This window comes from Pararhodobacter sp. SW119, assembly GCF_017811755.1.
Lineage (GTDB): Bacteria > Pseudomonadota > Alphaproteobacteria > Rhodobacterales > Rhodobacteraceae > Pararhodobacter.
In genome coordinates, this window is record NZ_JADDJF010000014.1 from 26,720 (window position 1) to 48,963 (window position 22,244).

The 22,244-nt window shown below is 67.0% G+C and carries 21 protein-coding genes and 1 tRNA gene; 9 read left to right on the forward strand and 13 right to left on the reverse strand.

What is annotated here, in order from left to right; translation table 11 throughout:
- Positions 1-238: 238 nt before the first annotated feature.
- The 3 genes from IM708_RS10295 to IM708_RS10305 are packed head-to-tail and all read right to left on the reverse strand — an operon-like array spanning position 239 to position 3,529.
- Entirely contained in the window at positions 239-1,525 is a 1,287-nt protein-coding gene (locus IM708_RS10295; RefSeq protein ID WP_209426436.1) for an FAD-binding oxidoreductase, read from the reverse strand.
- The gene (locus IM708_RS10300) at positions 1,522-2,196 is read right to left on the reverse strand and encodes a VOC family protein (RefSeq protein ID WP_209426437.1); all 675 of its coding nucleotides are present in this window, start codon (positions 2,194-2,196) and stop codon (positions 1,522-1,524) included. Before IM708_RS10300 ends, IM708_RS10295 begins: the two co-directional genes overlap by 4 nt.
- Before the next feature lie 13 nt (positions 2,197-2,209).
- Positions 2,210-3,529 (reverse strand): FAD-binding oxidoreductase, encoded by a 1,320-nt coding sequence (locus IM708_RS10305; protein ID WP_209426438.1) that lies wholly within the window; start codon positions 3,527-3,529, stop codon positions 2,210-2,212.
- Between the two features lie 344 nt (positions 3,530-3,873).
- On the opposite strand from IM708_RS10305, the gene IM708_RS10310 reads away from it, so the two are divergent.
- Positions 3,874-4,245 (forward strand): LysR family transcriptional regulator, encoded by a 372-nt coding sequence (locus IM708_RS10310; RefSeq protein WP_209426439.1) that lies wholly within the window; start codon positions 3,874-3,876, stop codon positions 4,243-4,245.
- A 532-nt stretch (positions 4,246-4,777) separates the two neighbouring features.
- Here the strand turns inward: IM708_RS10310 and IM708_RS10315 are convergent.
- The 3 genes from IM708_RS10315 to IM708_RS10325 form a co-directional block, all read right to left on the reverse strand.
- Positions 4,778-4,854, reverse strand: a tRNA-Arg gene (locus IM708_RS10315).
- 100 nt (positions 4,855-4,954) lie between these two features.
- The gene (locus tag IM708_RS10320; RefSeq protein ID WP_209426440.1) at positions 4,955-6,316 is read right to left on the reverse strand and encodes a mechanosensitive ion channel domain-containing protein; all 1,362 of its coding nucleotides are present in this window, start codon (positions 6,314-6,316) and stop codon (positions 4,955-4,957) included.
- A 108-nt stretch (positions 6,317-6,424) separates the two neighbouring features.
- Positions 6,425-6,994, reverse strand: coding sequence for a hypothetical protein (locus IM708_RS10325; RefSeq protein ID WP_209426441.1), 570 nt, complete (start codon positions 6,992-6,994; stop codon positions 6,425-6,427).
- Between the two features lie 410 nt (positions 6,995-7,404).
- Here IM708_RS10325 and leuC point away from each other — a divergent pair, with 410 nt between their 5' ends.
- The 5 genes from leuC (at position 7,405) to IM708_RS10350 (ending at position 12,845) form a co-directional block, all read left to right on the forward strand.
- Positions 7,405-8,829 (forward strand): 3-isopropylmalate dehydratase large subunit, encoded by a 1,425-nt coding sequence (gene leuC, locus IM708_RS10330; RefSeq protein WP_209426442.1) that lies wholly within the window; start codon positions 7,405-7,407, stop codon positions 8,827-8,829.
- A 314-nt stretch (positions 8,830-9,143) separates the two neighbouring features.
- Positions 9,144-9,896, forward strand: a complete 753-nt coding sequence (locus tag IM708_RS10335) for a THxN family PEP-CTERM protein (RefSeq protein ID WP_209426443.1) — start codon at positions 9,144-9,146, stop codon at positions 9,894-9,896.
- A 218-nt stretch (positions 9,897-10,114) separates the two neighbouring features.
- Positions 10,115-10,720 (forward strand): 3-isopropylmalate dehydratase small subunit, encoded by a 606-nt coding sequence (gene leuD, locus IM708_RS10340; RefSeq protein WP_209426489.1) that lies wholly within the window; start codon positions 10,115-10,117, stop codon positions 10,718-10,720.
- 143 nt (positions 10,721-10,863) lie between these two features.
- Positions 10,864-11,814, forward strand: coding sequence for a hypothetical protein (locus tag IM708_RS10345; protein WP_209426444.1), 951 nt, complete (start codon positions 10,864-10,866; stop codon positions 11,812-11,814).
- A gap of 65 nt (positions 11,815-11,879) precedes the next feature.
- Positions 11,880-12,845, forward strand: coding sequence for an endonuclease/exonuclease/phosphatase family protein (locus IM708_RS10350; protein ID WP_245243109.1), 966 nt, complete (start codon positions 11,880-11,882; stop codon positions 12,843-12,845).
- A gap of 6 nt (positions 12,846-12,851) precedes the next feature.
- Here the strand turns inward: IM708_RS10350 and IM708_RS10355 are convergent, their stop codons facing one another.
- The 5 genes from IM708_RS10355 to IM708_RS10375 all read right to left on the reverse strand — a co-directional run bounded on the left by IM708_RS10355 (position 12,852) and on the right by IM708_RS10375 (position 18,352).
- Positions 12,852-13,577 (reverse strand): hypothetical protein, encoded by a 726-nt coding sequence (locus IM708_RS10355; protein WP_209426445.1) that lies wholly within the window; start codon positions 13,575-13,577, stop codon positions 12,852-12,854.
- Positions 13,577-14,731 carry a PQQ-dependent sugar dehydrogenase gene (locus IM708_RS10360; protein WP_209426446.1) on the reverse strand — a complete coding sequence of 385 codons (1,155 nt, stop codon included), beginning with the start codon at positions 14,729-14,731 and terminating at the stop codon, positions 13,577-13,579. Before IM708_RS10360 ends, IM708_RS10355 begins: the two co-directional genes overlap by 1 nt.
- A 212-nt stretch (positions 14,732-14,943) precedes the next feature.
- Positions 14,944-15,681, reverse strand: coding sequence for a LuxR family transcriptional regulator (locus IM708_RS10365; protein ID WP_209426447.1), 738 nt, complete (start codon positions 15,679-15,681; stop codon positions 14,944-14,946).
- 127 nt (positions 15,682-15,808) lie between these two features.
- The gene (locus IM708_RS10370) at positions 15,809-17,713 is read right to left on the reverse strand and encodes a nucleoside-diphosphate sugar epimerase/dehydratase (protein WP_209426448.1); all 1,905 of its coding nucleotides are present in this window, start codon (positions 17,711-17,713) and stop codon (positions 15,809-15,811) included.
- 243 nt (positions 17,714-17,956) lie between these two features.
- Entirely contained in the window at positions 17,957-18,352 is a 396-nt protein-coding gene (locus tag IM708_RS10375; protein WP_209426449.1) for an SgcJ/EcaC family oxidoreductase, read from the reverse strand.
- A gap of 333 nt (positions 18,353-18,685) precedes the next feature.
- Here IM708_RS10375 and IM708_RS10380 point away from each other — a divergent pair, with 333 nt between their 5' ends.
- From IM708_RS10380 to IM708_RS10390, 3 genes are all read left to right on the forward strand, one after another.
- The gene (locus IM708_RS10380) at positions 18,686-19,027 is read left to right on the forward strand and encodes a hypothetical protein (protein WP_209426450.1); all 342 of its coding nucleotides are present in this window, start codon (positions 18,686-18,688) and stop codon (positions 19,025-19,027) included.
- Between the two features lie 78 nt (positions 19,028-19,105).
- Complete coding sequence (locus tag IM708_RS10385) at positions 19,106-20,503, forward strand: leucyl aminopeptidase family protein (RefSeq protein ID WP_209426451.1); 1,398 nt, start codon at positions 19,106-19,108, stop codon at positions 20,501-20,503.
- Positions 20,500-21,339, forward strand: a complete 840-nt coding sequence (locus tag IM708_RS10390) for an NlpC/P60 family protein (protein WP_209426452.1) — start codon at positions 20,500-20,502, stop codon at positions 21,337-21,339. Before IM708_RS10385 ends, IM708_RS10390 begins: the two co-directional genes overlap by 4 nt.
- A gap of 18 nt (positions 21,340-21,357) precedes the next feature.
- Here IM708_RS10390 and IM708_RS10395 read toward each other — a convergent pair whose 3' ends face one another.
- Together IM708_RS10395 and IM708_RS10400 are read right to left on the reverse strand one after the other, a co-directional pair.
- Positions 21,358-21,849 carry a copper chaperone PCu(A)C gene (locus tag IM708_RS10395; protein WP_209426453.1) on the reverse strand — a complete coding sequence of 164 codons (492 nt, stop codon included), beginning with the start codon at positions 21,847-21,849 and terminating at the stop codon, positions 21,358-21,360.
- 38 nt (positions 21,850-21,887) lie between these two features.
- Entirely contained in the window at positions 21,888-22,238 is a 351-nt protein-coding gene (locus tag IM708_RS10400) for a hypothetical protein (RefSeq protein WP_209426454.1), read from the reverse strand.
- Between the last annotated feature and the right edge of the window lie 6 nt (positions 22,239-22,244).

Here is a 22,244-nt window from a genome sequence, read left to right on the forward strand (position 1 = left end):
CAAGCCCGCCGCGACCGCCCTTGAAACAGGCAGTTCCCGCCGGAAACTCCCGGCCGCGCGGGCCCCGAACGACAGAATCGCAACCGCGCGCCGGGCCTCCCCGCCTGCCGGCAAAGGGCACCGACGCTGCCACGACAGCGCCTGCAAACCAGGTTAAAATCCGGTTAACAGAAAAATCTTTTCCGTTCCGAATCAATGATCTGAAGATAAGTCCACGCGTGGACCGCGACCCGCCCGGTCAGCCCGCGGCCACGTCCCGCGAGTCGCACCAGCGGTACCACGGCAAGATCAGCCGGGCTGTGCGCGACACGATGGGATGGAACGGCACGCGCGGCACCGGAACCGGCGCCAGTGCCAACTCGGCGTCCGGCACGTCGCAGACCGCATCCGCCACGACCTCGGCCATCGCGCAGGCGAGTGCCAGACCCCGTCCGTTGCACCCGATCCACGTCACCAGCCCGTCGGGCGTGCGGTGCAGATGCGGCAGCCGGTCGACCGTCATCGCGATGCGCCCCGCCCAGAAATACGGCACATCAATCGCGCCCAGATCCGGAAACGTATCGGCGATCCGCTGCCGCACCCGCGCCGGCAACCGCCGCCCCGCCAAAGCCTGGACCGCCAGCGCCCCGCCCGACACCAGCCTGCCGTCGCGATCCTTGCGCATGTAGTGCAAATCGAACCGCGTGTCCGAAAAGGCGTGCCCCTGCGGCAGGATCGCCGCCCCGCGCGCACCCAGCGGCGCGGTCGCCGCCTGGTACGAGGTCACCGGCACGATCGACCTGCGCAACCCGGGCCAGAGGTCGCCGGTATGCGCCGCGGTCGCCAAGACCACCTTCCGCGCCAGAACCCGGCCCTCGGGCGTATCGACCTGCCACCCCGACGCGCTCCGCGTCAGACGCAAGGCCGGGCTCTGCTCGTGCACGACCACCCCGGCACCGGTCGCCGCCCGCGCCAGACCCAGCGTGAAGGCATAGGGATTGATATGCCCACCCTGCGAATTCTCCCATCCGCCCGGATAGACCGAGGTGCCCAGCCGCGCCGCCATCTCGGGCGCATCAAGCGCGGCGGCGGGCACCCCCGCCTGCGCCCATTGCCGGGCCAGCCCCTGCACGCGGCGCAGACGGCCGGGACTGTGGGCCGGTTGCAACCAGCCGGCCTGCACCGCGTCGCAATCGATGTCGTGACGCCGGACCAGATCGAACAGCCGATCCGCCGCGCCGGACAGAAGGCGCAGGAACCGTTCGCCCAAAGCCTCGACGATCGCTTCCGGGCCGTGCCGCGTCAGGGCGGAGATCACCTGCCCGTTGGCCCGGCCTGAAGCGCCCGCACCCACCGTCGCGGCTTCAAGCACCGTCACACTACGCCCACGGCGCGCAAGCTCCAGCGCCGTGCAAAGGCCCGAGATCCCGGCCCCGATGACCGCCACATCGCTGATCCGATCGCCGACAAGCGCCGGGGCCGAGAACCGCTCTCGCGACAACTCGCGCCAAAGCGCGGCGGGCGGCTCTTGCGGCCATTCGCTCATCCCGCAACCGCCTTCAGGACCAGCCCGCAACTTCCCGCCAGAGCGTCAGTCTCGACCCCCACGCCGTTCGACGCGAAAAGCAGGCGCAACCGATCCGCCCCCTCCTCGACCGAAATATCTGCCGGCTCGGCCGTCGCCAAGGGCCGCAACGCCGCGATGCCCGGCAACGCCGCGCCGACGATACGCCGCGCCCCGTTGGGATGCGCCAGCGCCGCGGGCGTCCAGAACAGCTCGGGCGTGTGGTGCTGGCAGAACAGGCACAGCAGGCCCGGCGTTTCGCTTCGGGCGATGCGAATGACCGAGAACCGCAATTCATCCGACCCGACGCGCCGCGCGAACCGACGGATCGGATCGTGCGCAAGCCCGTGTCGCGACAGGGCCTCGGCGCTGGCCTCGATGCCGTCGCTGCGCAGCGCGACGCCGCGCAGCCCCGGCCCCGCGTCGCGCAACGCCCGCCACCCCGCATTCGCCTCGGTCGGCTCCACCACGCCCATCAGTTCGATGTAGCTGTTCTCGAACACGATGCAGCTGTTGGCCGTCCCCAGGCCGGAGTCGTGATACGAAATCGGCGACGCGACAAACCCCGCGCCGATCCACGCGTCGCGCGCCGCCTGCAGATCCCGCACCGGGATCACGAAATGATCGATGGGCAGGGACATCGCGTCGCTCATGCGCTGCATCCGCTCACCCCGCCGTTCCGGTCCTGCGGGCGCCGCTGCCCAGCCGGAACCTGTCCTGTGCGGAAAGCCATGCGTAGACGCCCGGCATGAACCACGCATATCCATTGAAGAACGGCACGGCAGCCGGCGCGCGAAAATCCAGCGCGCTTTCTCCGGCGTCGCCGCCCAGGATCTGCCAGGCCACCTTCTGGCCCGCCCACCGCGCCCAGACCACCCCGGACCCGCAATACCCGGTCGCATAGCGCCGGCCCGAATGCGAAAAGATGCGGGGCACCATGTCGCGGTTCATCGCGACATGCCCGTACCAGCTGTGCGAAATCGGAACGTCCGACAGTTCGGGCCAGATTCGCACCAGTTCGCGCCGCAGATGGGCGGTGGACCAGCCGGGATCACCCGAGGTCGCCCCGTCTCGCCCGCCGAAAAGAATGCGCCGTCCGTCCGGGCTCGGTCGATAATAGTAGCTCAGCTTGCGCGTATCGCCCAACATCATCCGTTTCGGAACCAGGCGCTGCATCATATCGGCAGGCAGTTCTGCCGTCGCGATGATCCGGCTGCGCACCGGTACCAGCCGACGCCGCAGCCATCTGTCGGCGCCATCGGTGTAGCCATTGGTGCCCATCATGACATGCCGCGCCGTGACCTGACCCCTGCTGGTGGCCAGGACGTGCCCGTCGCCGCGCTGCTCCAGCCCCTGTACAGCCGTCCGCGGATGCACCGTCGCCCCCGTGTCCAGGGCCAAACGCAGCATCCCGGCATGCAGCTTCGCGGGATTGAGCCCGCCGATATCCATTCGGACGTTGCCGCCGCAATACAGATCCGTCCCGATATAGGCGCGGACCTCGGCGCGACTGACCGGATGGGCCTCGATCCCGAAACGCTCGCGCAACGCGTCGGCATCACGCGCCAGCCTGTCGGCATCCGCCGGTGTCAGCGCCCCGCCGAAGCGCCCGGTCAGCGCGAAATCGCACTCCAGCTTCTCCTCGCTCAGGAAGCGGTAGAGATCCTCGCGCGCAAAGCGGCTTTCCTCGAGGATCGCCTGCGCCCTTTCCGGTCCGAACCGCCGCGTCATCTGCGCAAGGCTCAGGCGCAGGTTGCCGCTGGTGATGCCCCCGTTTCGCGTCGACGCCCCTTCGCCGGGCCGCATGCGGTCGAGCACCGCCACGCTCTGCCCGGCGCGCGCCAGAGTTATCGCCGCCGAAAGCCCGGTATAGCCCGCGCCGACAATCGCGACGTCCACGCGCCCCGGAGGGGTTGCTTCAGGGAGTTCCGGCAGCGCCTGGGTCGTCCACCAATAGGGCTGATCCGAGGGATCGGGGGAGTTCATGATTTGTGGCCCTTCATGCTAGAACGCGACGACGCGACGAACGCTGCGCGGTAGAACGGATTTCTGCGGTCACGTTGAACCCGGGTATTCGGGCAGTTTCAAGCCCTCGGGTTCGAACGATCGTCAGGACCTTCCTAAGGGCCCTCTTACCGACAGCAGGAAGCAAGCGGCGACGTAGGTTCCATCAGAATGCGTGCACCGCGGCCAAAACTTCGTCGAGGCGCCGGATCGAAGGCCATCTCTCACGGGGCCCCCCGAACCCGCCCTCGGAGGCACCGTCCCGTGCGCCAACCCGCGCCGTCTGGCATCTTGTGTTTCGCGCGCGTTCGCAGGAACATCGCGGCATGCCTCGGAATTTTCCACGCCCCCGACTGCGGATACGGATCGCCTTCGGCGAGGACGAGATGATCGGTCCGGGCAAGGCCGAATTGCTGGAAGGCATCGACCGGTGCGGGTCAATCGCAGCGGCGGGGCGCGAAATGGGCATGAGCTACAAACGCGCCTGGGAACTCGTCGGCACCCTCAACGCGATGTTCCGTGACCCGCTGGTCGAAAGCACGCGCGGCGGCCGGCGCGGCGGCGGCGCGATACTGACCCCGGCCGGGCGCGAGGTTCTGAGCATTTACAGAACCTTCGAAGCCAAGGCGGCAGAGGCCGGCGCACCCTGCATCGACAATCTGCAATCAAGGTTGCGCGCAGTCACCGACAGATCATAGCGCTCGCCCGCCCGACTTCCGCGTGACCATCCGCCAGAACCGACTCGGATTTCGCTTCCACGGGACGGGTGCGGTCAGGGCCACCGAAGATACCAGCGCGCGCTTCCGCTTACGCGACACGCCCCTGTTCCGGCGCCCGGCCGCCGCGGCCCGCAACCGCCGGGGGGCTCGCCGCCCCAAGCGCGAAACCTTGACGATTCATGGCCGCACCGCTCGAAACTGCCATACGCTTGCCATACGCTTGCCATACGCCTGCCAGCCACTTTCTGGCAGGCACAAATCTCGCAATATCAGCCGCATAAGGCCTCTCATGCCCGCCCCGGCCGAAACCCCGGACGCGCCACGGCAAGCTTTTCTTAACCACCCCACCCGCTCGCGCATATAACCCGCAAGCGCGGGCAAGGACCCGGCGGCATGATCCGCAAAACGCCTTGGATGCATGTCGGGAATACCAGCGAAGCCGATCTTCTAGCGTCGGCGCATCGCCTGAGACGACATCGCCGCCAATCCAGAACACCGATCCGTGGAAAGATGGCGCACCCGAAGAGATTCGAACTCCTGACCCCCAGATTCGTAGTCTGGTGCTCTATCCAGCTGAGCTACGGGTGCGTCGGAGGGCGGGATAACCCTTGTCGCTCGCGGATGCAAGGGGCCAGGCGGGGAAACGATCCCCGAAAGCGCCCCCTGCGTCAAGCGTGCAAGTGCCCTGTCAGCCGGGCTCCGGGGCGCCGCCCGACGCTTGGCGTGCCGCGACGCCGGCGCTTTCGACCTTCACCGTTGAATCCAGCACGCGCAGTTCGCGCTGCGGGAAAGGAATGGTGATCCCATGCGCCTGGAAGGCGTCCCAGAGCGCCAGGTAGACCGCGCCGCGCACGCCGGCCAAGCCCTCGTGCGCGTCGCGGATCCAGAAACGCAGCACGAAATTGATCGCGCTGTCTCCGAAATCGGTGATGTGGCACCGCACCTCGCGGTCGGCCAGGACGCGCGGCACGCCGGTTGCCGCTTCGACCGCGATCCGGCGCACCTGATGCGGATCGTCGGCATAGGAAGTGCCGAAGTGCAGGTCGATGCGTACAAATTCGTCCGAATGCGACCAGTTGACCACCTGCCCCGTGACCAGATCCTCGTTCGGAATCAGGTATTCGCGTCCGTCGCGCGTGACGACCGAGACGTATCGCGCCCCCAACTCGTTGATCCAGCCGAACGTTTCGCCCAGGCTGATGACGTCGCCCGGCTTGATCGACTTGTCCAGCAGGATGATGACACCCGACACAAGGTTCGACACCACCTTCTGCAAGCCGAAACCGATGCCCAGCCCGATCGCGCCGGACAGGACCGCAAGGCCCGTCAGGTCGAATCCGATGGCGCGCAGGCCGATGACGATCGCGATGCCGAAGAAGCTCAGTTGCACGGCCTTGACCGAAAGGACCCGCATCGAGGGCGAAAAATCCTCATTCGTCGTGATGCGGCGGATCAACGCCTGCGTCAGCGCGCGTGCGACGAACAGCAGGATGCCGGTTACGATCAGACCTTTCAGCACCCCAAGTGCAGAAAGGCGGAAATCGTCGAAGGTGACCGCGATCGAGTCGAGAAACGCCGCCGCCCCGTCGAGGAAGCCGAGGTAATGCAGCGCGATGTATGTCCAGGCCAACCAGGTGATCGCGCGGCGCAGCGGCCGGTTGCGGATGAATTGCGCCGCAAATCCCACCGCCACCCAGGCGGTCGCGATCGTCGCCCAGAGGCCGATGAGAAAACTGCGCGACGGCCAGGTGACCTGCTGCATGACCGCCCAGACGAGCCAGGCCAGCAGCACGAAGATCGCGCCGCGCATCCGACTCGACACGATGACCGCAAGTCGCAGCCGCCATTTCGGCCAGCCCTCGCGGCTGCGCACCCAAGCCTCCAGCCGGTGGCGCGCCGCCAGCCCCAGCAGATGCGCGACCGCGAACAGCACCCCGAGGATCGCCAACTGATAGAGCCGCCAGGGTAGCAGCATCGAACGAACAAAGATCTCGATCTGCCCGATCAGGCCCGCGCCCGCGTCCAGAATCCCCTGATCGATCAGCTCCATTCCCGCGTCCGTTCCTGGCCCGAAGGTCACCTTAGCATGCACTCAGCGTCTCACAAGCGCAGGCCCTTCGCGGGCCGCGCTGCGCCATTTGTCCGCTGACGGAAGGTGCTAGCCGGACGTGACCCGTCGCAGAAGCCGCTGACCGGGAATGCCGGCGCCCAGGATCTGCTCGCGCGCGGCGCGCGCGAAGGCGCGCAGCAGGTCGCGGTAGAACCCCTCTGCGGTGGTGACGCTCGCGCGGGCCAGGGCGCCGGTGCGGGTCGCCGCGGCGGCGCCGGCCTCGACCTGCACCGGGTATGCCGCCAGCAGCCTGCCCGAGGCATCGAGCAGCCGCACGGTGCCCTGCAGCCGCGACTGGTCGCGCCCGAAGGCGGTGCGCAGGCTGCTGGCCATGTTCAGACGGGCCAACTCGACCGACATGACCACCCCGTCGGGACGCATGCGGTCGGCGAACTCCTGACGCAGCGCACCGGTCAGATCGGGACCCAGGCGCGTCGCGGACTCCGCGGCCAGCGCGCTTTCGAAGGCGGTGCCGGTCGTGACCACCTCGATGCGCGTGATCCCCAGGGCCGCCCGCGCCTCGCGGCTCAGCGGGTTGGTATAGGGCTGCGGCGCGCAAGCCCCCAGCGCCCCGGACCCGAGCATCAGAAGGAGCGTCCGTCGTTGCATGTGCTGCATATCACTTCTCCTCGTTTCTTCGCCGCTTCGGGTCGCCCCCACAGGGCGCCAGCAGGCGCGGGCCATCAAAGGCAGCGCAGAGCGGTCTTTGATGACCTAGCCCCCGATGTGTCCGCAGACAAATCCTGGCTCCCGCATGCAGGGACCGGCATCGCTTGCGGTTCCGGGCATCCGGCCATCCGCCGATCCGCCTTTCGCGCCGCCTGCCCAAGCCCGAGGACGGTTGTCAGACCGCCGCTTTCGGCGTATCACCTGATCCATGAAACGCTTCTTCGACATCACCGATCACGCCCGGCTGCCGCAGCGTTTCTGCCGCGAAGGCCGTTCGGTCCTGTCGCACCTCGGCTGACCCGCCGCCGCCGGCCGCGCGCCGGTTCGTCTCGCCACACTTTCCAGGACTGGACAGAGCCATGACCGCTCCGACAACGCTGTATGACAAGATATGGGATGCCCATCTGGTGGAAAACGCCGCCGACGGCACTGCCCTTCTCTATATCGACCGCCATTTGGTGCACGAGGTGACCAGCCCGCAGGCCTTCGAAGGTCTGCGCCTTGCCGGCCGCACGGTCCGCTGCCCCGAAAAGACCATCGCCGTGCCCGATCACAACGTGCCCACCACCGAAGGCCGCGAAAAGGGCATCGAGAACGAGGAATCGCGCATCCAGGTCGACGAACTCGACAAGAACGCCCGCGACTTCGGCATCCACTACTATCCGGTCAGCGACATTCGCCAGGGGATCGTCCACATCATCGGCCCCGAACAGGGCTGGACCCTGCCGGGCATGACCATCGTCTGCGGCGACAGCCACACTGCGACGCACGGCGCCTTCGGCGCGCTGGCCCACGGCATCGGCACTTCCGAGGTCGAGCATGTGCTCGCCACGCAGACGCTGATCCAGCGCAAGGCCAAGAACATGAAGGTCGAGATCTCGGGCAAGCTGCCACCCTGGGTCACGGCCAAGGACATCACGCTTTCGGTCATCGGCGCCACCGGCACCGCCGGCGGCACCGGCCACGTGATCGAATACTGCGGCGAGGCGATCCGCGAGCTTTCGATGGAGGGCCGCATGACCGTCTGCAACATGGCGATCGAGGGCGGCGCCCGCGCCGGCCTGATCGCGCCCGACGAAAAGACCTTCGCCTACGTCAAGGGCCGCCCGCACGCCCCCAAGGGCGCGGCATGGGAGGCCGCGATGGCGTGGTGGAAGACGCTGAAATCTGACGACGGCGCGCACTGGGACAAGGTCGTCACCATCCGCGCCGAGGATATCGCGCCGGTCGTCACCTGGGGCACCTCGCCGGAGGATGTGCTGCCCATCACCGCCGATGTCCCGGACCCCGCCAGCTTTCCCGGCGGCAAGGCGGGCGCGGCGAAGCGCTCGCTCGACTACATGGGATTGAAGCCCGGCATGAAACTGACCGACATCGCCATCGACGCGGTCTTCATCGGGTCCTGCACCAATGGCCGGATCGAGGATTTGCGCGCCGCCGCGGGGGTGCTGCGCGGCCGCCGGCTCGCACCGGGCGTGCGCGGCATGGTCGTCCCCGGCTCGGGCCTCGTACGCGCCCAGGCCGAGGAGGAGGGGCTGGCTCAGGTCTTCCTCGACGCAGGCTTCGAATGGCGGCTCGCCGGCTGCTCGATGTGCCTCGGCATGAACCCCGACCAGCTCGCACCGGGCGAGCGCTGCGCCGCCACCTCGAACCGCAACTTCGAGGGACGGATGGGCCGCGGTGGGCGCACCCATCTGATGTCGCCGGTGATGGCCGCCGCAGCCGGCGTGACCGGCCGGCTGACCGACATCCGCGAGCTGATGACGGCCCCCGCGGACGCCTGATTGCAATGGCGCCGGGGCAGGAACCCTGCCGCCCCGGCGCCCCACTTCCATCTGGTCAGGTGATTCGCCATACCATCGGAAACGGCGCGCGTAGCCCTCAGGAAGACGGCGATTTGCAACTTCTGCCCGGCAGGCGTGATCCCGCCGCCCAGCCCCTCTACCGACGGTTGAAGAAGCGGCCCGCAAGGCCAATTTATCCCGGCGATCGGCAAGAATATGTTGGCCTGAAGGCCCGATTTCCGTTAACTTTTCCTTAATCGGTGGCGTCGGCTGTTTCGGCGGCATACCGAGGAACAGTATTGGGAGTATTGAACGTGAAACATACAAGATTGCTTGCCGCTACGGCGGTCGCTGCGCTGGTCAGCACGAGCGCGATGGCAACCCCCGTATCCCTCGACACAATATTGGGAGATTGGGTGAACGTTACCGGCGATGGCGGCGGAACCGTGATCAACAACGGTGACCCGCTCAGCACGATCCGCTGGCCCGATCATGACGGAAACCAGTCCGGGTATGATTTCGAAGCGGTTCCCACCCCGCTGGCGGGTATCATTCCTCCCGATCGGCCGTGGACCAGTGGCCCCTTCCTGATCGGCACTTTCACCCACCTCAACCAGCCGATTCCGACCGGGTCTGCGATCGCCAGCGTCGACCTTCAACTGACGCTGGCCGGCACGGTCGACGGCATGCCGTTCTCGCTGTCGCCCTCTTGGCGCTTCGACCACAACGAGACCCCGAACACGTCACCATGCGAGCAACCCGCTGGATCGGATCCCGTGTCGACGATCTGTGACGACTTCGTCGACGTCTCGCTCGCTGCCGGGTCCGGGTCGACGACTTTGACCGTTGGGTTGGACAGGTACACGTTCTCGCTGCTGGGCTTCAGCACCGATGGCGGGACGACGATCAAGAACTTCTTCCAGTCGCCCGAAGGCGGTAATAACCCGGCGGGGCTGTATGCCCAGTTGTCGGTTGTTCCGATCCCGCTGCCTGCCGCTGCCTGGCTCCTGCTGGGTGGTCTGGGCGCGCTCGGTCTGACGGCGCATCGCCGCCGCAAGTCGGCCTGATCCGGCTCTGACGTACCGAATGTCGAAGGCCCCGCGAAAGCGGGGCCTTTGCATTTCGCCGCTGCCTTGCACTACGTCAGGCTCTTGCGTCCCGCCCCCTGCCGGGTTGCGGTGTCTGCCATCAGGTGCCATACATCTGCCATACGCTTGCCATACGCTTGCCATACGCTTTCTGGCACCGGTTTGGCGCGCCCACTCAGACGACGCAGGGTACCGGAATGGACAAGTTCACACAGCTGACCGGGATCGCGGCACCGATGCCGCTGGTCAATATCGACACCGACATGATCATCCCAAAACAGTATCTGAAGACGATCAAGCGCACCGGTCTCGGCATCCATCTCTTCGACGAGATGCGCTACACTCTGGACGGCGCGGAAACCCCTGACTTCATTCTGAATCAGCCCGCCTATCGCGAGGCGGAGATCCTGATCGCCGGCGACAATTTCGGCTGTGGATCCAGCCGGGAACACGCGCCCTGGGCACTGCTGGATTTCGGTATCCGCTGCGTGATCAGCACCTCCTTCGCCGATATCTTCTACAACAACTGTTTCAAGAACGGCATCCTGCCCGTCGTCCTGCCACAAGAAGCGGTCGACATCCTGATGGACGACGCCAGCAAGGGCGCCAACGCCCGCATCAGCGTCGACCTCGAGACACAGACCGTCACCTCGTCCGATGGTCAGGTTTTCGAATTCGAAGTCGACCCCTTCAAGAAACATTGCTTGATGAACGGGCTCGACGATATCGGCCTCACGCTGGAAAAAGTGTCGGCAATTGATGCTTTCGAGGCGACCGCCCAAACCCGATTCCCCTGGGCATGACCCCGGAAACCGCGGAAAAAGACGGGGTCCTGACCGGTAAACCCCGGAATTTTCGCCAATTTTGATCCAAAGACCGCAAGAATTTCGCTCGCGCCACCGCCCCCGAATCGCCTAGCTCTTGGGCGACGGAACACCGGTGGAACATGAGCTTCGAATTCCGCGCCGCCCATCGCCCCTTCTCGCCCATAACCGCAAAGCCGGTCGTGGGCTCCGTTCTCGTGAAGCCAGGAACGGCCGAACAGAACCCCGAACCGCATGTGTTCCGCGGTCCAGGCTTGCCCGGGGCGCTCGCCCGCGGGATGGCGATCGCGGGACTGGTCTTGCTTCCGGCGTTGGTGATCCCTGGGATTCCCCCCGAAACCGCGCATCTCGTCGTCCTCTTGGCGCTCTTCGCGGCCGCACTGACCGCCTACGAATACGCCTCGCCCTATCCGGGCCTGCTCGAGTTTCGCTTCGGCGCGCCCTACAACCGTACGCGCTTCCTGCTGATCGGGATTGCAGCCGCACTCCTGGCGCTGCTTCAACGGCATGAGACCGATCCCGGCGCGCTGAGTGGCGTCGTTGCCACGCTCGCAGCGATTTGCGGTGACCTGCTCGCAGGCGCCCCAAGCCCGGTCGCCCTGCTGGCCCAAGCGCTTCCAGACAGTGTCTCCGATGCGCAGCGTGATCTGGTCCGCGATGGTGCGGCACTGATCCTGATGTTCAGCATTTGCGTGATCGCGCTCTTCGGTAGCGCGATGCACCTGGGTTGCTGGCCGCATGGTGGGCGGCCCTTCAACGTCTGGATCAACCTGCCCACCTTCGAACCCACCGCCGGCCGCGATGTGGTCGCACGCCTGCGCCGGCAATCATCGTTCAGCCTGATTCTGGGCTGTGCCCTGCCCTTCCTCACCCCGGGCTTGATCTTGGCCTCGACCATCCTCATGCAACCGGTTAGCCTGACCTCGCCGCTGGGCTTTGTCTGGGGGATCGTGTTGTGGGCTTACGTTTCCAGCGCCTTGATCATGCGCGGCATGGCGATGGCGCGTATCGCGCAGATGATCGAGGAACGCCGCACGCGCATCGGCATCGCATTGTCCGACACCGACGCCTGATCCGCATCGCGGCAAGCGTCGTTGCGCTCCTGCTGGCTTCCCCCGGCCTGTCGCATGCGGAGTCATTGCGACTTGCGGTTCTGAACTCCGGACTGGGGCGGGATGGACCCGGGCTCCTCCTGCGTGACATCCGGCGCGACGCCCCCGATGTTCTTGCCGTCCGCGACCTGATCGCAGCGGCAAGACCCGACGTCCTGTTGCTGCTGCGCATCGACTACGATCTGGACGGTGTCGCACTCGGCGCGTTCGCCGAGCGCCTGGCAGAGGCCGGTCATCCGATGCCCCATCGCTTTGCAATTCGCCCCAACAGCGGCCTCGCCACCGGGTTGGACCTTGATGGCGACGGACGCCTCGGCACGCCCGACGACGCGCAGGGCTACGGGCGTTTTGCGGGCGCCGGCGGAATGGCGATCCTGTCCCGGCTTCCGTTCGACGACGCGGGGGTGCGCGATCACTCCGGGTTTCTCTGGCGCGACCTACCTGGCGCCCTCTTGCCCGAGCATCAGGGAAGGAACTTTCCATCGGAAGAGGTCTTCGCCATTCAGCGCCTTTCATCGACCGGACACTGGCAAGTGCCCATCGTCACTCCCGCCGGTACACGCCTCTCATTGCTGGCCTGGCACGCCGGCCCACCCGTTTTCGGCGGCCCGCACGCGCGCAACCGCCGACGAAACCATGACGAGACCGCCTTCTGGCACCACCTTCTGGACGACGCGCTGCCGATGCCACCCCCGGACCGCCCCTTCGTGGTCATCGGCAATGCGAACCTCGACCCCTCAGTGGGCGACGGGATCCACGCCGCCATCCGCAACCTGCTCGCGCATCCGGCGCTGCAGGACCCCGCCCCCACCGGAACGCGCCCCGGCGCCGACGGGGCGGATCGGACGACCGCCTACTGGCCGCGGGGACCCGGGGCGATGCGGGTCAGCTACATCCTACCGTCGCGCGATCTGCAGGTGCTCGATTCCGGGACCATCTGGCCTGACGAAGGGCGGCATGCTCTGGTCTGGGTCGACATCGCCCTGCCCTAACCGGGATCAGCCACGCCGAAACCGTTGCCGCCACCAGAGCCCCGCAAGAACCGCAGCGCCGATCACTGCCAGAACGGCGATTTCGGCGTGGCGTTCCATGTTGGCAACCGCGATGCCGACAAATCCCCAGCCGGCCGCGAAAGCGTAGCCGCCCCCCGGCGCCAGCCACAGGTAGATGGCAACGGCAAAGGCCGCGGCCAGCGGCAGGCAAACCAGCGCCGCCAGCCATCCCGACGCGAACAATCCATAGCCCGCCAGCACCAACCCGAGTGAGACGAAACTCGCCGCGGTCAGCCAGCCGGCAAAGAGCCCTATTGGCGCCCGCGCGAACCAGAAGTCCCGCACGGGCGCGCGCGCCAGCGCTAGGATCGAAAGGACCAGCATCGCCCAGATCATCACCGTCGCCAGGATCGGGCTCTGCACAGCCACCCAGAGCCAGCCCGCCCCCAGCACCAGCGCGCCGATCAGGGGCAGGCGATGCGCGTCCCAATCGGGCGCGTCGGCCCGTTGCAGCAGGCCGAAACCGGCACCGATGATCAGCCACAGGTAGATCAGCCCCCAGATGGCAAAGGCGTAGCCCGCGGGCTGTATCGGCGGGCGCGGCTCGCCATAGGGCATCTGATCGGTCCGATAGCCCTGAAAGTCCGGCGCCAGGTACGAAAACAGTATGAACGCGACTGCCGCGGCCAGCACTAGGATCGCGCGCATGCGGGCGCCGTCTGTGTCGGACATCAATCTTCCTCGTTGTCAGGAACCAGACGCAGCAATGGTGCCGAATCGTCGTCCGCAATCAGGTAGATATAGCCGTCTTCAGGGCCGACCGCGACATCGCGGATGCGCCATCCCTGCCCGTCCAGCACACGGATCGGCGCGCTCACCTCGTGCCCGTCGACGGCAAAGACCCCAAGATATCGATGGAAGAGGTTGCCGACCAGCAGATGCCCGCGCCATTCGGGAAACGCCTCGCCCTCGTACCAGGCCATGCCGGAAGGGGGGAAGTGATCGCTCCGCCCCGGGGCCCAGTGAAAGACCGGCGCGATGAAGCCATCGCCGGGTTCGTGCGGCTGCGCAAAGGGCTCGCCCGTACGGTAGTCGACACCGAAGGCGGCCAGCGGCCAACCGAAGTTGCCGCCGCGTTCGACCACGTTGATTTCGTCGCCACCGGCCTCGCCATGTTCGGCCACCCAGATCTCGCCCGTCTCGGGGTTGCGCGCCATGGCCTGGATGTTCCGGTGACCATAGGACCAGATGGCCTCGGCCACGCCTTCCTGTCCGACCAGAGGATTGTCCGCGGGGATCTCGCCTTCCAGCGTCAGCCGGATGACCGAGCCGTTCTCGCTGGAGAGATCCTGCGCGATATGCTCGGGTCCGAAATCCTTCTGATTGCGGTCGCCCAGTCCGACAAAGACATGCCCATCGGCAAAGACGATGCGGGATCCGTAATGCGCCTGGCTGTCCATGGCGGGGCTGACGACATGAAGCACCTCCAAATCGCTCAAGGCACCGCCGGCGCGGTCCAGCCGCGCGCGTCCCAGATGCGTGGTGGTCCGCCCGCCTTCGGTCGCGCCGCTCCAAGTCATGTAGAGCAACTGGGTCTCGGCGAAATCCGGCGCCGGGACGATGTCCAGCAACCCGCCCTGGCCGCGCGTATCGACCTCGGGCGCGCCCGCGATCTCGACGATCTCGCCGCTCTCGGCCTCGTAGATCATCACCTTCCCGCGCCGGCCGGTCATAATCAGGTCACTGCTGCCGGGCAGGATATTCAGCGCCCACGGATTCTCCAGCCCTTCGGCCAGCACCTCCACCGCATATCCGTTCTCGGCCTCGGCCGCGGCCGAAAAACCCAACGCCAGCGCGCCAATTGCCAGACTCGATACAATGCGCATTCCAATCCTCCTCGATGACTGTCTCCAGGATCAATTTGGGGCGGAAGGCTTCCGAATTCAAATCGCGTCGGCGTAACAACGAAAGCGGCCTTCCGGGTTTGCCGGAAGGCCGCTTCTCAATGTCGAACTGGAACACGCCTCTCAATGGGTCCAGTTAGCTTGCGGGAACGTGAACGAACAACTGTCAGATTTCACAGGTGCAAAGCCAAAGTTCATACACCCAGAAGCTGTAACTGCACCGCCTTGACGATGGCTTCGGTGCGATTGCGCGCCTCCAACTTGCGCCGCGCGTTCTCGAAATGAAAGCGCACCGTCCGGACCGAGATCGCGGCCGCCTGCGCGATCTCGTCATCGCTCTGACCCCGGCGCGCCGCGGTCAGGACCTCGCGCTCGCGCAGCGACAGCCGCGGCAGCGCGACGTCGCCTTCGGTGGCGTGCAGCGCGCGCATCCTGTCGTGCGCGTGCCAGACCAGGAACTGCAGCACGACGCGCGCGCGCGGATCCGGGTCTGGACCCGGCCCGCAGACACATCCGATGCCGCGATAGCCCTGCGCGCCGTAGATCGGTATCGCCAGGCCGTTGGACCGCCCGATCCGCGCAGCCGCGTCCAGCAGGGTCACCTCCTCGGCGGACGGAACGAAACCCGCATACCCCGCGCGTATCTCGGACAGCGACATCGGAACCGAATTGAGTTGCACCGCCCGCTGGACCGGATCGTGCGGCCCCATTTGCCCGGCGATGTACATCTCGGTCCATTCCGTCGGCCAGTTGCTGACGGTAAAGGCGCCGGGATAGGGGTCGTCGGGGGGCGGGCACGCCCCGATCGCGTAGGTGTTCATCTCGAACGGACGCATCGCCCGCAAGAGCGCATCACCGACCGCCCGGCAACTGCGAAGCCCCCCGATCTCGAGGGGAAAGCCAAACAGATCCGGTGTCAGCCTCTGATTCAATCGCTTGACCTGTGCCGCCCGCGTGCAGTGTACTCCGATCTCGGCATACCGGGAACGGGGATTTATCTGCCGGCGGGTTAGGCGCGAAAACGGGCGCCGGAACGGCAAAAACAGGGCGAGGACGGAATCAGGTCGCCCCGCGCCCGCGTTCGGCCACGGGTTGGTTTATATCCGCTTCCCGCACTGCCAGATCGCGTCGACTCCAGTAAAGCGCATCGGCAACTGCCTGGTCGCCATCGCCGGTCGCCACGGCCTTGCGCAGCGCGTGCAAGGCACGCGCCAGTTCGAACCCCGACAACCCCGCCTCGACCGAGGCGAAGACCTTGTCGTGCCGCGTCGGCTGCAACTCGCCGGTGATCGACAGTTCCTCGTGCAACTTCTCGCCCGGCCGCAACCCGATCACGGCAATCTCGATATCGCCTTCCGGGTTCGATCGATCGCGCACCGAATAGCCCGAGGTTTCGATCACCTGCCGCGCCAGATCCGCGATCCGTACCGGGCGCCCCATGTCTAGGACGAAGATCTCGCCCCCCTTTGCGATCGTTCCCGCCCACAGGACAAGCCGCGTGGCCTCTTGCGCCGTCATGAAGTAGCGGGTGATTTCGGGGTGGGTCAGGGTTACCGGACCGCCGCGCAGGATCTGTTCGCGAAACCGCGGGATCACCGAGCCCGACGAGCCCAGCACGTTGCCGAAGCGCACGGTAGCAAAGACGGTGCGCGGCGACTCGCGCGCCAGGTCGGCGACGATCAGTTCGGCCAGCCGCTTGGTCGCGCCCATCACGCCGACCGGGCGCACCGCCTTGTCCGACGATACCAGGATGAACCGCTCGACCCCGAAATCGAGCGCCTCGCGCGCCAGCGTGTTGGTACCCAGCACGTTGTTGGTGACCCCGGCCAACGGATTGGCCTCGACCATCGGGACATGCTTGTAGGCCGCCGCATGCAGCACGACCTCGATCTGGTGAAGCTCCAGCACATGGCGGACCTGCCGGCGGTCGGTGATCGTGCCCAGGACCGGAACGATCGTGCAATCCAGTTTCCCCGCCAGCGCGCGCAACTCGCTTTCGATCGAGTAGAGCGCGAATTCCGACAACTCCATCAGCACCAGCCGCGCCGGCCGGCAGTTCAGCACCTGCCGACAAAGCTCGGACCCGATGGAACCGCCGGCACCGGTGATCAGGACCGAGCGCCCGCGATAGCCTTCGCAACCGCTCCCCAGTTGGTCACCCAGATGCGTCCGCCCCAGCAGCGTCGTGGGCAGCACCGGGGCCAGTTGCGCGACGATCTCCTCCTCCCCGATCAACTGCGAGAACGAGGGCACGCTCTGCACTTCAACCTCCAGGTCGGCGATCCGGCGCGCGATCTGCGCCTGCCGCGGCGAGTTGAGCGAGGGCATGGCCAGGATCACGCGGTCGATTTCCAGATCGGCGATCAGCGCCGCCAGCTTCTGCGGCGGATGCACCCGCAGCCCGGCAACGGTCAAACCGTGCAGCACGGCGTTGTCGTCGACGAAGGCTTGCGGACGGATCGTCGCATGCGTGCGCAGCGCAAGCGCAAGCTGCATGCCAGTCGTGCCAGCGCCGTAGATTAACACTCGGGTCATCGGCTGACCGCCGCGGTAGACCCGCATCAGGACATGCAGCAGCACCAGTCGGCATGCGGCGCTCAGGAAAAGGAAGTTTAGCCCGAAGATCACGGGCCCGGTGGTCAGCAGAATCGTTCCCGGCCGACCGTTCAGCAGCGACAGCAGAACGGTCAGAACCGCGGCGAGGATTGCGCTGCGCCCCATCGCGGACATCTCGTAGGATTTCATCTGGATGCGCGGCAGTCCTAGCGCCACCGACAGCGCCGCGCAGGACGCCATCATCAGCGCGATCGCCAGCCAGTTGTCCAGAAGCCATGTCGGCGAAAGGCCGCTCCCGTACTGAAGCACCGCCGTCGAAAGCATCGACATCGGCACAAGCACGACATCGAGGGCGAGGATGATCGCCTGTTTCTGCGGCCGCGAAAGCCATTTGACGAAACCGAGCATTCGCTGCCCCATTCACCGAACGCCGCTTGCCTGGGTGCAACCACCGATCACGCGGCGCCGAAGCCCCGAACGCCCGTGGAAACCGGCTCGCGTTTCCTACCTGTGCGACGCAGCATTACGCAACCCAGCCGGGCTGGGCAAGCAAGCGTTCACGCTAAAGGCGATCTTTCGCGGATCCTCGCCAAAAGAAGCAGCGCCGTCGGGCGCTCCTGTCCATCCCGTTGGCACCACGCCGATCCCGGGTTATCCCTCGGGCATGAACGAGGAGTGGTGCAGGATGATCTCCCAGCCCTCGCCCTTTCCCTGGTGGACGAAACTGAAGCGGACATCGACCTCGGGCCGACCCTCCTGCGCGGTCATCGTGAAGCGGTAGATGCCCGCGTGCAGGATCACCCCGCCCGCGCGCTGGACCGAGCTCTCCAGCACCTGGCATTCCGGCCCGTTCTCGAGGAAAGCCCGAAAGTACTCGACGATCTCCGCGGGCGTGCGACGGATCTCCCGGGACAGCGTCGGCAGCAGGATCGCCTCGGGCGCATAGAGCGCGGCCAGCTTCTCCGCGTCCCGGCTTCTCAGCGCTTCCGCCCAAGGTTTGATAAGCGCGGCTGATGACGGCAACTTGAGAATCGCGTCGGACGTCATCGTGCCTCCCTCAGGCGCCGGGGTTGTGAAGCAGTTACCGGCTCTCGCCCCCCGTTTCCAGACTTGATTGAAAGGCGAACACGATATACCTTTTCACAACCATTGTTAATTTTGGTTGCATTTTCGGTTGCAGACCCTGAGTGTTGAAATCAACCGGCAGTAGAGAGAGGCGGTCGCTTCAGCCGACGTCTAACAGTCGACTCGAATGCGAGAGTTATAAGGTAGTTGCCGCAAGACTTTGTTAGGTGCCGCCCAGCAGGCTCCTGCGCGGGGTAGATCTATCGAGGTGTGGGTGTGAGGACATTAGTCGACTTGCGTCATCATGAGCGCGTCGTGATTGACACGACGCGGCTTGACCGGCTTTTTCAGAGCATGGGTCAGCGTGGCGCAGAAGAATTTGTCATGGACCGTGTCGAGGACATCTCGGAACGGCTGGCCGATATCGAGTGGCGCTATCGCCAGGGGTCGTTGACCGAACTTGCGCGCGAAGCGCAAATCGTCTCGCGGCTCAGCAGCGAGATCGGACTGATCTCGCTTGCGCGCGTCGTGCGCGACCTGGGCATTTCCGCCGATCGGGGCGACATGATCGCCTTTCGCGCCGTCTGGCAACGTCTGGTACGGATCGGCGATCGGTCGCTCGCCCAGGTCTGGGAAGTTCCGGGGCTTTCGCTCTGACCGGGCGCACGCGCCCGATTTTCTTTCCCCTGGCGATCCTCTAGGTTCCGCGCGACTCTTCCTCGACGCGAGCCTGACATGCCGATCGAACCTGACTTCGCTGACGGCGATTCCGCCGCCCTGCCCCTGCATGCCCTGCGCGCAGAGGACCTTGCGGACTGGCGCCAGGCGCTGCCCGACGCCGCCCGCGACTGGGTCGACGCCGCCGGGTTTTCCGCCCGGATCGGACAGGTCGTGCTGGTGCCGGACGGTTCGGGCAAACTCGTCATGGCGGCCGCGGGCCTGGGGGATGCGGCCGCGCGGCGGCGCACCCGCTTTGCCCTGGCGGCGGCGCGGGCCAAACTGCCCGCCCGCGACTTTCGTCTCGACTGCCGGCTCACCGACGACGATCTTGACGAGCAGGTGCTGGGCTGGCTGCTCGCCGGCTATCGCTTCGACCGCTATCGCAAGGACAAGCCCCCTGCGCGCGCGCAACTCGTCGCGCCCGCGGGCGTCGATACCGTGCGCCTCGCCCGCATCGCCCAGGCCGAGGCGCTGACCCGCGATCTGATCAACACACCCGCCGCCGACCTGGGGCCGGAGGAGCTGGAAACCGCGATGCGTGATCTGGCCGCGACGCATGGTGCCGACCTCACCGCAACAACCGGCTACGCCCTGCTCGGGGCCAACCTGCCCCTGATCCATGCCGTCGGCCGAGCCTCGCCCCGCGCGCCGCGCCTGCTGGACCTGCGCTGGGGCACCGACGGCCCGCGGCTGACGCTGGTCGGCAAGGGCGTCTGTTTCGACACCGGCGGGCTGAACCTGAAACCCGGCGCCTCGATGGGGCTAATGAAGAAGGACATGGGCGGCGCGGCGACGGTGCTTGGGCTCGCGCAGATGATCATGGCCACCGGCTGGAAGGTCCGGCTGCGCGTGCTGGTCCCGGCGGTCGAGAATGCGGTTGCCGGCGTGGCCTTCCGCCCCGGCGACATCCTGACCGCGCGGGACGGCCAGACGGTCGAGGTAAACAACACCGACGCCGAAGGCCGCCTCGTGCTCGCCGATGCGCTGGCGCTGGCGGACGAGGAGGCCCCGGACGCGATCATCTGCATGGCGACCCTGACCGGCGCCGCGCGGGTGGCGCTGGGGCCGGACCTGCCGCCGCTCTACACCGATGACGAACCCCTCGCCGCCGCCCTTGCTCGCGCCGCAGCCGCGGTGCGCGATCCGGTCTGGCGCATGCCCTTTCACGATCCTTACGAGCCGTTGATCGAACCCGGCATTGCCGATTTGGACAACGCCCCCTCGGGCGGCATGGCGGGTTCGATCACCGCCGCGCTCTTCCTGCGCCGGTTCGTCCGCGCCACGCCGCGTTTCGCGCATTTCGACATCTACGGCTGGCAACAAAAGGACGCCCCGGCCCGCCCCAAAGGCGGCGTGGGCCAGGGCGCTCGCGCGCTCTTCGCGGCCCTGCCCAGCGTGCTGAATCTGTCATGAGCGCCCTGTCCCCCGACCGCCGCTTCCGACGCGCCACCGACCGCGTCGCGCATGACAGCCTGCGCGGCCGGATCGACGCGCGCGCCTTCACCGCCGGCCGCGCGGCGCGCATCGCCGCGCCGCTGGTCGATCTTTGCGCCGCACCAGGCGGCGCGCGCGACCGGCAGCTTCTGCTCGGCACCGGCTTCACCGTGCTCGAGGAACGCGATGGCCACGCCTTCGGGTTCGAGGCACGCCACGGCTACTGCGGCTGGCTGAGCGCCGACGCGCTGGCCGACCCGCTGCCGCCCACGCACTGGCTCGCGGTCCCGGCCAGCCACCTCTACCCCGGCCCCGACCTGAAACTGCACGAGATCGCGCCGCTCTCGATGGGCGCGGAAGTGGCGGTCGAGGGGCAGGAGAACGGCTTTGCCCGCACCGCCGACGGCTGGATCTTCGCCCGTCACCTGCGGCCACTGGACGACCGGGCGGACGATCCGGTCGCCGTCGCCCGCGGCTTCCTCGGCACACCCTACCTCTGGGGCGGCAACAGCCATGCCGGCATCGACTGCTCGGGCCTGGTGCAGACCGCGCGCGCCGCCTGCGGCCTGCCCTGCCCGCCCGACAGCGACCTGCAGCGCGCCCTGCCCGGAACCGACATCGCCCCGGACGCCGAACGGCCGGGCGATCTGATCTTCTGGAAGGGGCATGTCGCGATGGTCAGCGCGCCAGACCGGATCGTCCACGCCAACGCCTATCATCTGGCGACGGTCGAGGAGCCGCTGGCAGCCACCATCGCGCGGATCGAGGCCGCCGGCAGCGGCCCCGTCCTGCGCCGCCTGCGCCCGGCCGACTGACCGACCGGGCGCGACCGCTCAGTCCTGCTTGCCGTGGGAATGCCCGTGCGAATGCGAATGGCCATGCCCCCCGGGCTGGCGTTCGTTGTCCACGGTCACCGGCACGGTCCGCTCGGCCCCGTCCTCGAACACGAAGGTCACCTCGATCGTGTCGCCTTGGGCGAAGGGCCGGGTCAGGCCCAGGAACATTACATGGTCGCCGCCGCGATCCAGAACGCGCACGCCTTCGGCCGGCAGCGGAATTCCCGCGTCGATCTCGACCATGCGCATGACGCCCCGATCGTCCTCCTGATGGGTGTGCAACTCGGTCCGCGCCGCAGCATTGAACCGGACCGCGACGACATGGCAATCGCGGCTGCCGGTATTGTGCAGGCTCATGAAGGCCGCGCCGGCCTGCGCCATCGCGCCCGTGGCGCGGGCATAGGCGTCGCGCACCTCGAACCCGTCGCAGGCAAGGGCGGGAGCCGCAAACAGCGCCGCCGCGGCGGCAAGCGAGAAATTTCGAAACATCGTGGTCTCCGGTCTCTGAAAAGGTCTGAAGGCAGGCGTCAGACCTTTCCGGGCGGCCCCCTCGGCGGGTATGGACGCAGCGGCAGACGCGCGGGCGCGGGCCGGGCGCGGCGGTCGAAATCCACCGCCACCAGCCGCACCGCCGGCCCCGGCAGCGCGCCGGTCTCGCCGGTCAGCCCGGCCATCGGCGGGGTGCACTCCGGACAGGGCAGCACCGGTCCGGTCGGACGCCCCTCGGCATCCAGGCTGACCGTCACCATCCCGTAGCCGGTGCACAGGACAACGGCGTCCACCGGCCGCGCCTGATGCCGCGCCAGCGCCATGGTCACGCTGGCCAGCGACAGGACCAGCACCAGGAAACTCAGCGTGAGGGCGCGCGCAATCCGCATGCGTTT

Coding starts and splice junctions, on each gene's coding strand:
- IM708_RS10295 (WP_209426436.1), bottom strand. CDS start 1,525: ATGAGCGAATGGCCGCAAGAGCCGCCCGCCGCGCTTTGGCGCGAGTTG.
- IM708_RS10300 (WP_209426437.1), bottom strand. CDS start 2,196: ATGAGCGACGCGATGTCCCTGCCCATCGATCATTTCGTGATCCCGGTG.
- IM708_RS10305 (WP_209426438.1), bottom strand. CDS start 3,529: ATGAACTCCCCCGATCCCTCGGATCAGCCCTATTGGTGGACGACCCAG.
- IM708_RS10310 (WP_209426439.1), top strand. CDS start 3,874: ATGCCTCGGAATTTTCCACGCCCCCGACTGCGGATACGGATCGCCTTC.
- IM708_RS10320 (WP_209426440.1), bottom strand. CDS start 6,316: ATGGAGCTGATCGATCAGGGGATTCTGGACGCGGGCGCGGGCCTGATC.
- IM708_RS10325 (WP_209426441.1), bottom strand. CDS start 6,994: ATGCAGCACATGCAACGACGGACGCTCCTTCTGATGCTCGGGTCCGGG.
- leuC (WP_209426442.1), top strand. CDS start 7,405: ATGACCGCTCCGACAACGCTGTATGACAAGATATGGGATGCCCATCTG.
- leuD (WP_209426489.1), top strand. CDS start 10,115: ATGGACAAGTTCACACAGCTGACCGGGATCGCGGCACCGATGCCGCTG.
- IM708_RS10345 (WP_209426444.1), top strand. CDS start 10,864: ATGAGCTTCGAATTCCGCGCCGCCCATCGCCCCTTCTCGCCCATAACC.
- IM708_RS10355 (WP_209426445.1), bottom strand. CDS start 13,577: ATGTCCGACACAGACGGCGCCCGCATGCGCGCGATCCTAGTGCTGGCC.
- IM708_RS10360 (WP_209426446.1), bottom strand. CDS start 14,731: ATGCGCATTGTATCGAGTCTGGCAATTGGCGCGCTGGCGTTGGGTTTT.
- IM708_RS10370 (WP_209426448.1), bottom strand. CDS start 17,713: ATGCTCGGTTTCGTCAAATGGCTTTCGCGGCCGCAGAAACAGGCGATC.
- IM708_RS10375 (WP_209426449.1), bottom strand. CDS start 18,352: ATGACGTCCGACGCGATTCTCAAGTTGCCGTCATCAGCCGCGCTTATC.
- IM708_RS10385 (WP_209426451.1), top strand. CDS start 19,106: ATGCCGATCGAACCTGACTTCGCTGACGGCGATTCCGCCGCCCTGCCC.
- IM708_RS10390 (WP_209426452.1), top strand. CDS start 20,500: ATGAGCGCCCTGTCCCCCGACCGCCGCTTCCGACGCGCCACCGACCGC.
- IM708_RS10395 (WP_209426453.1), bottom strand. CDS start 21,849: ATGTTTCGAAATTTCTCGCTTGCCGCCGCGGCGGCGCTGTTTGCGGCT.
- IM708_RS10400 (WP_209426454.1), bottom strand. CDS start 22,238: ATGCGGATTGCGCGCGCCCTCACGCTGAGTTTCCTGGTGCTGGTCCTG.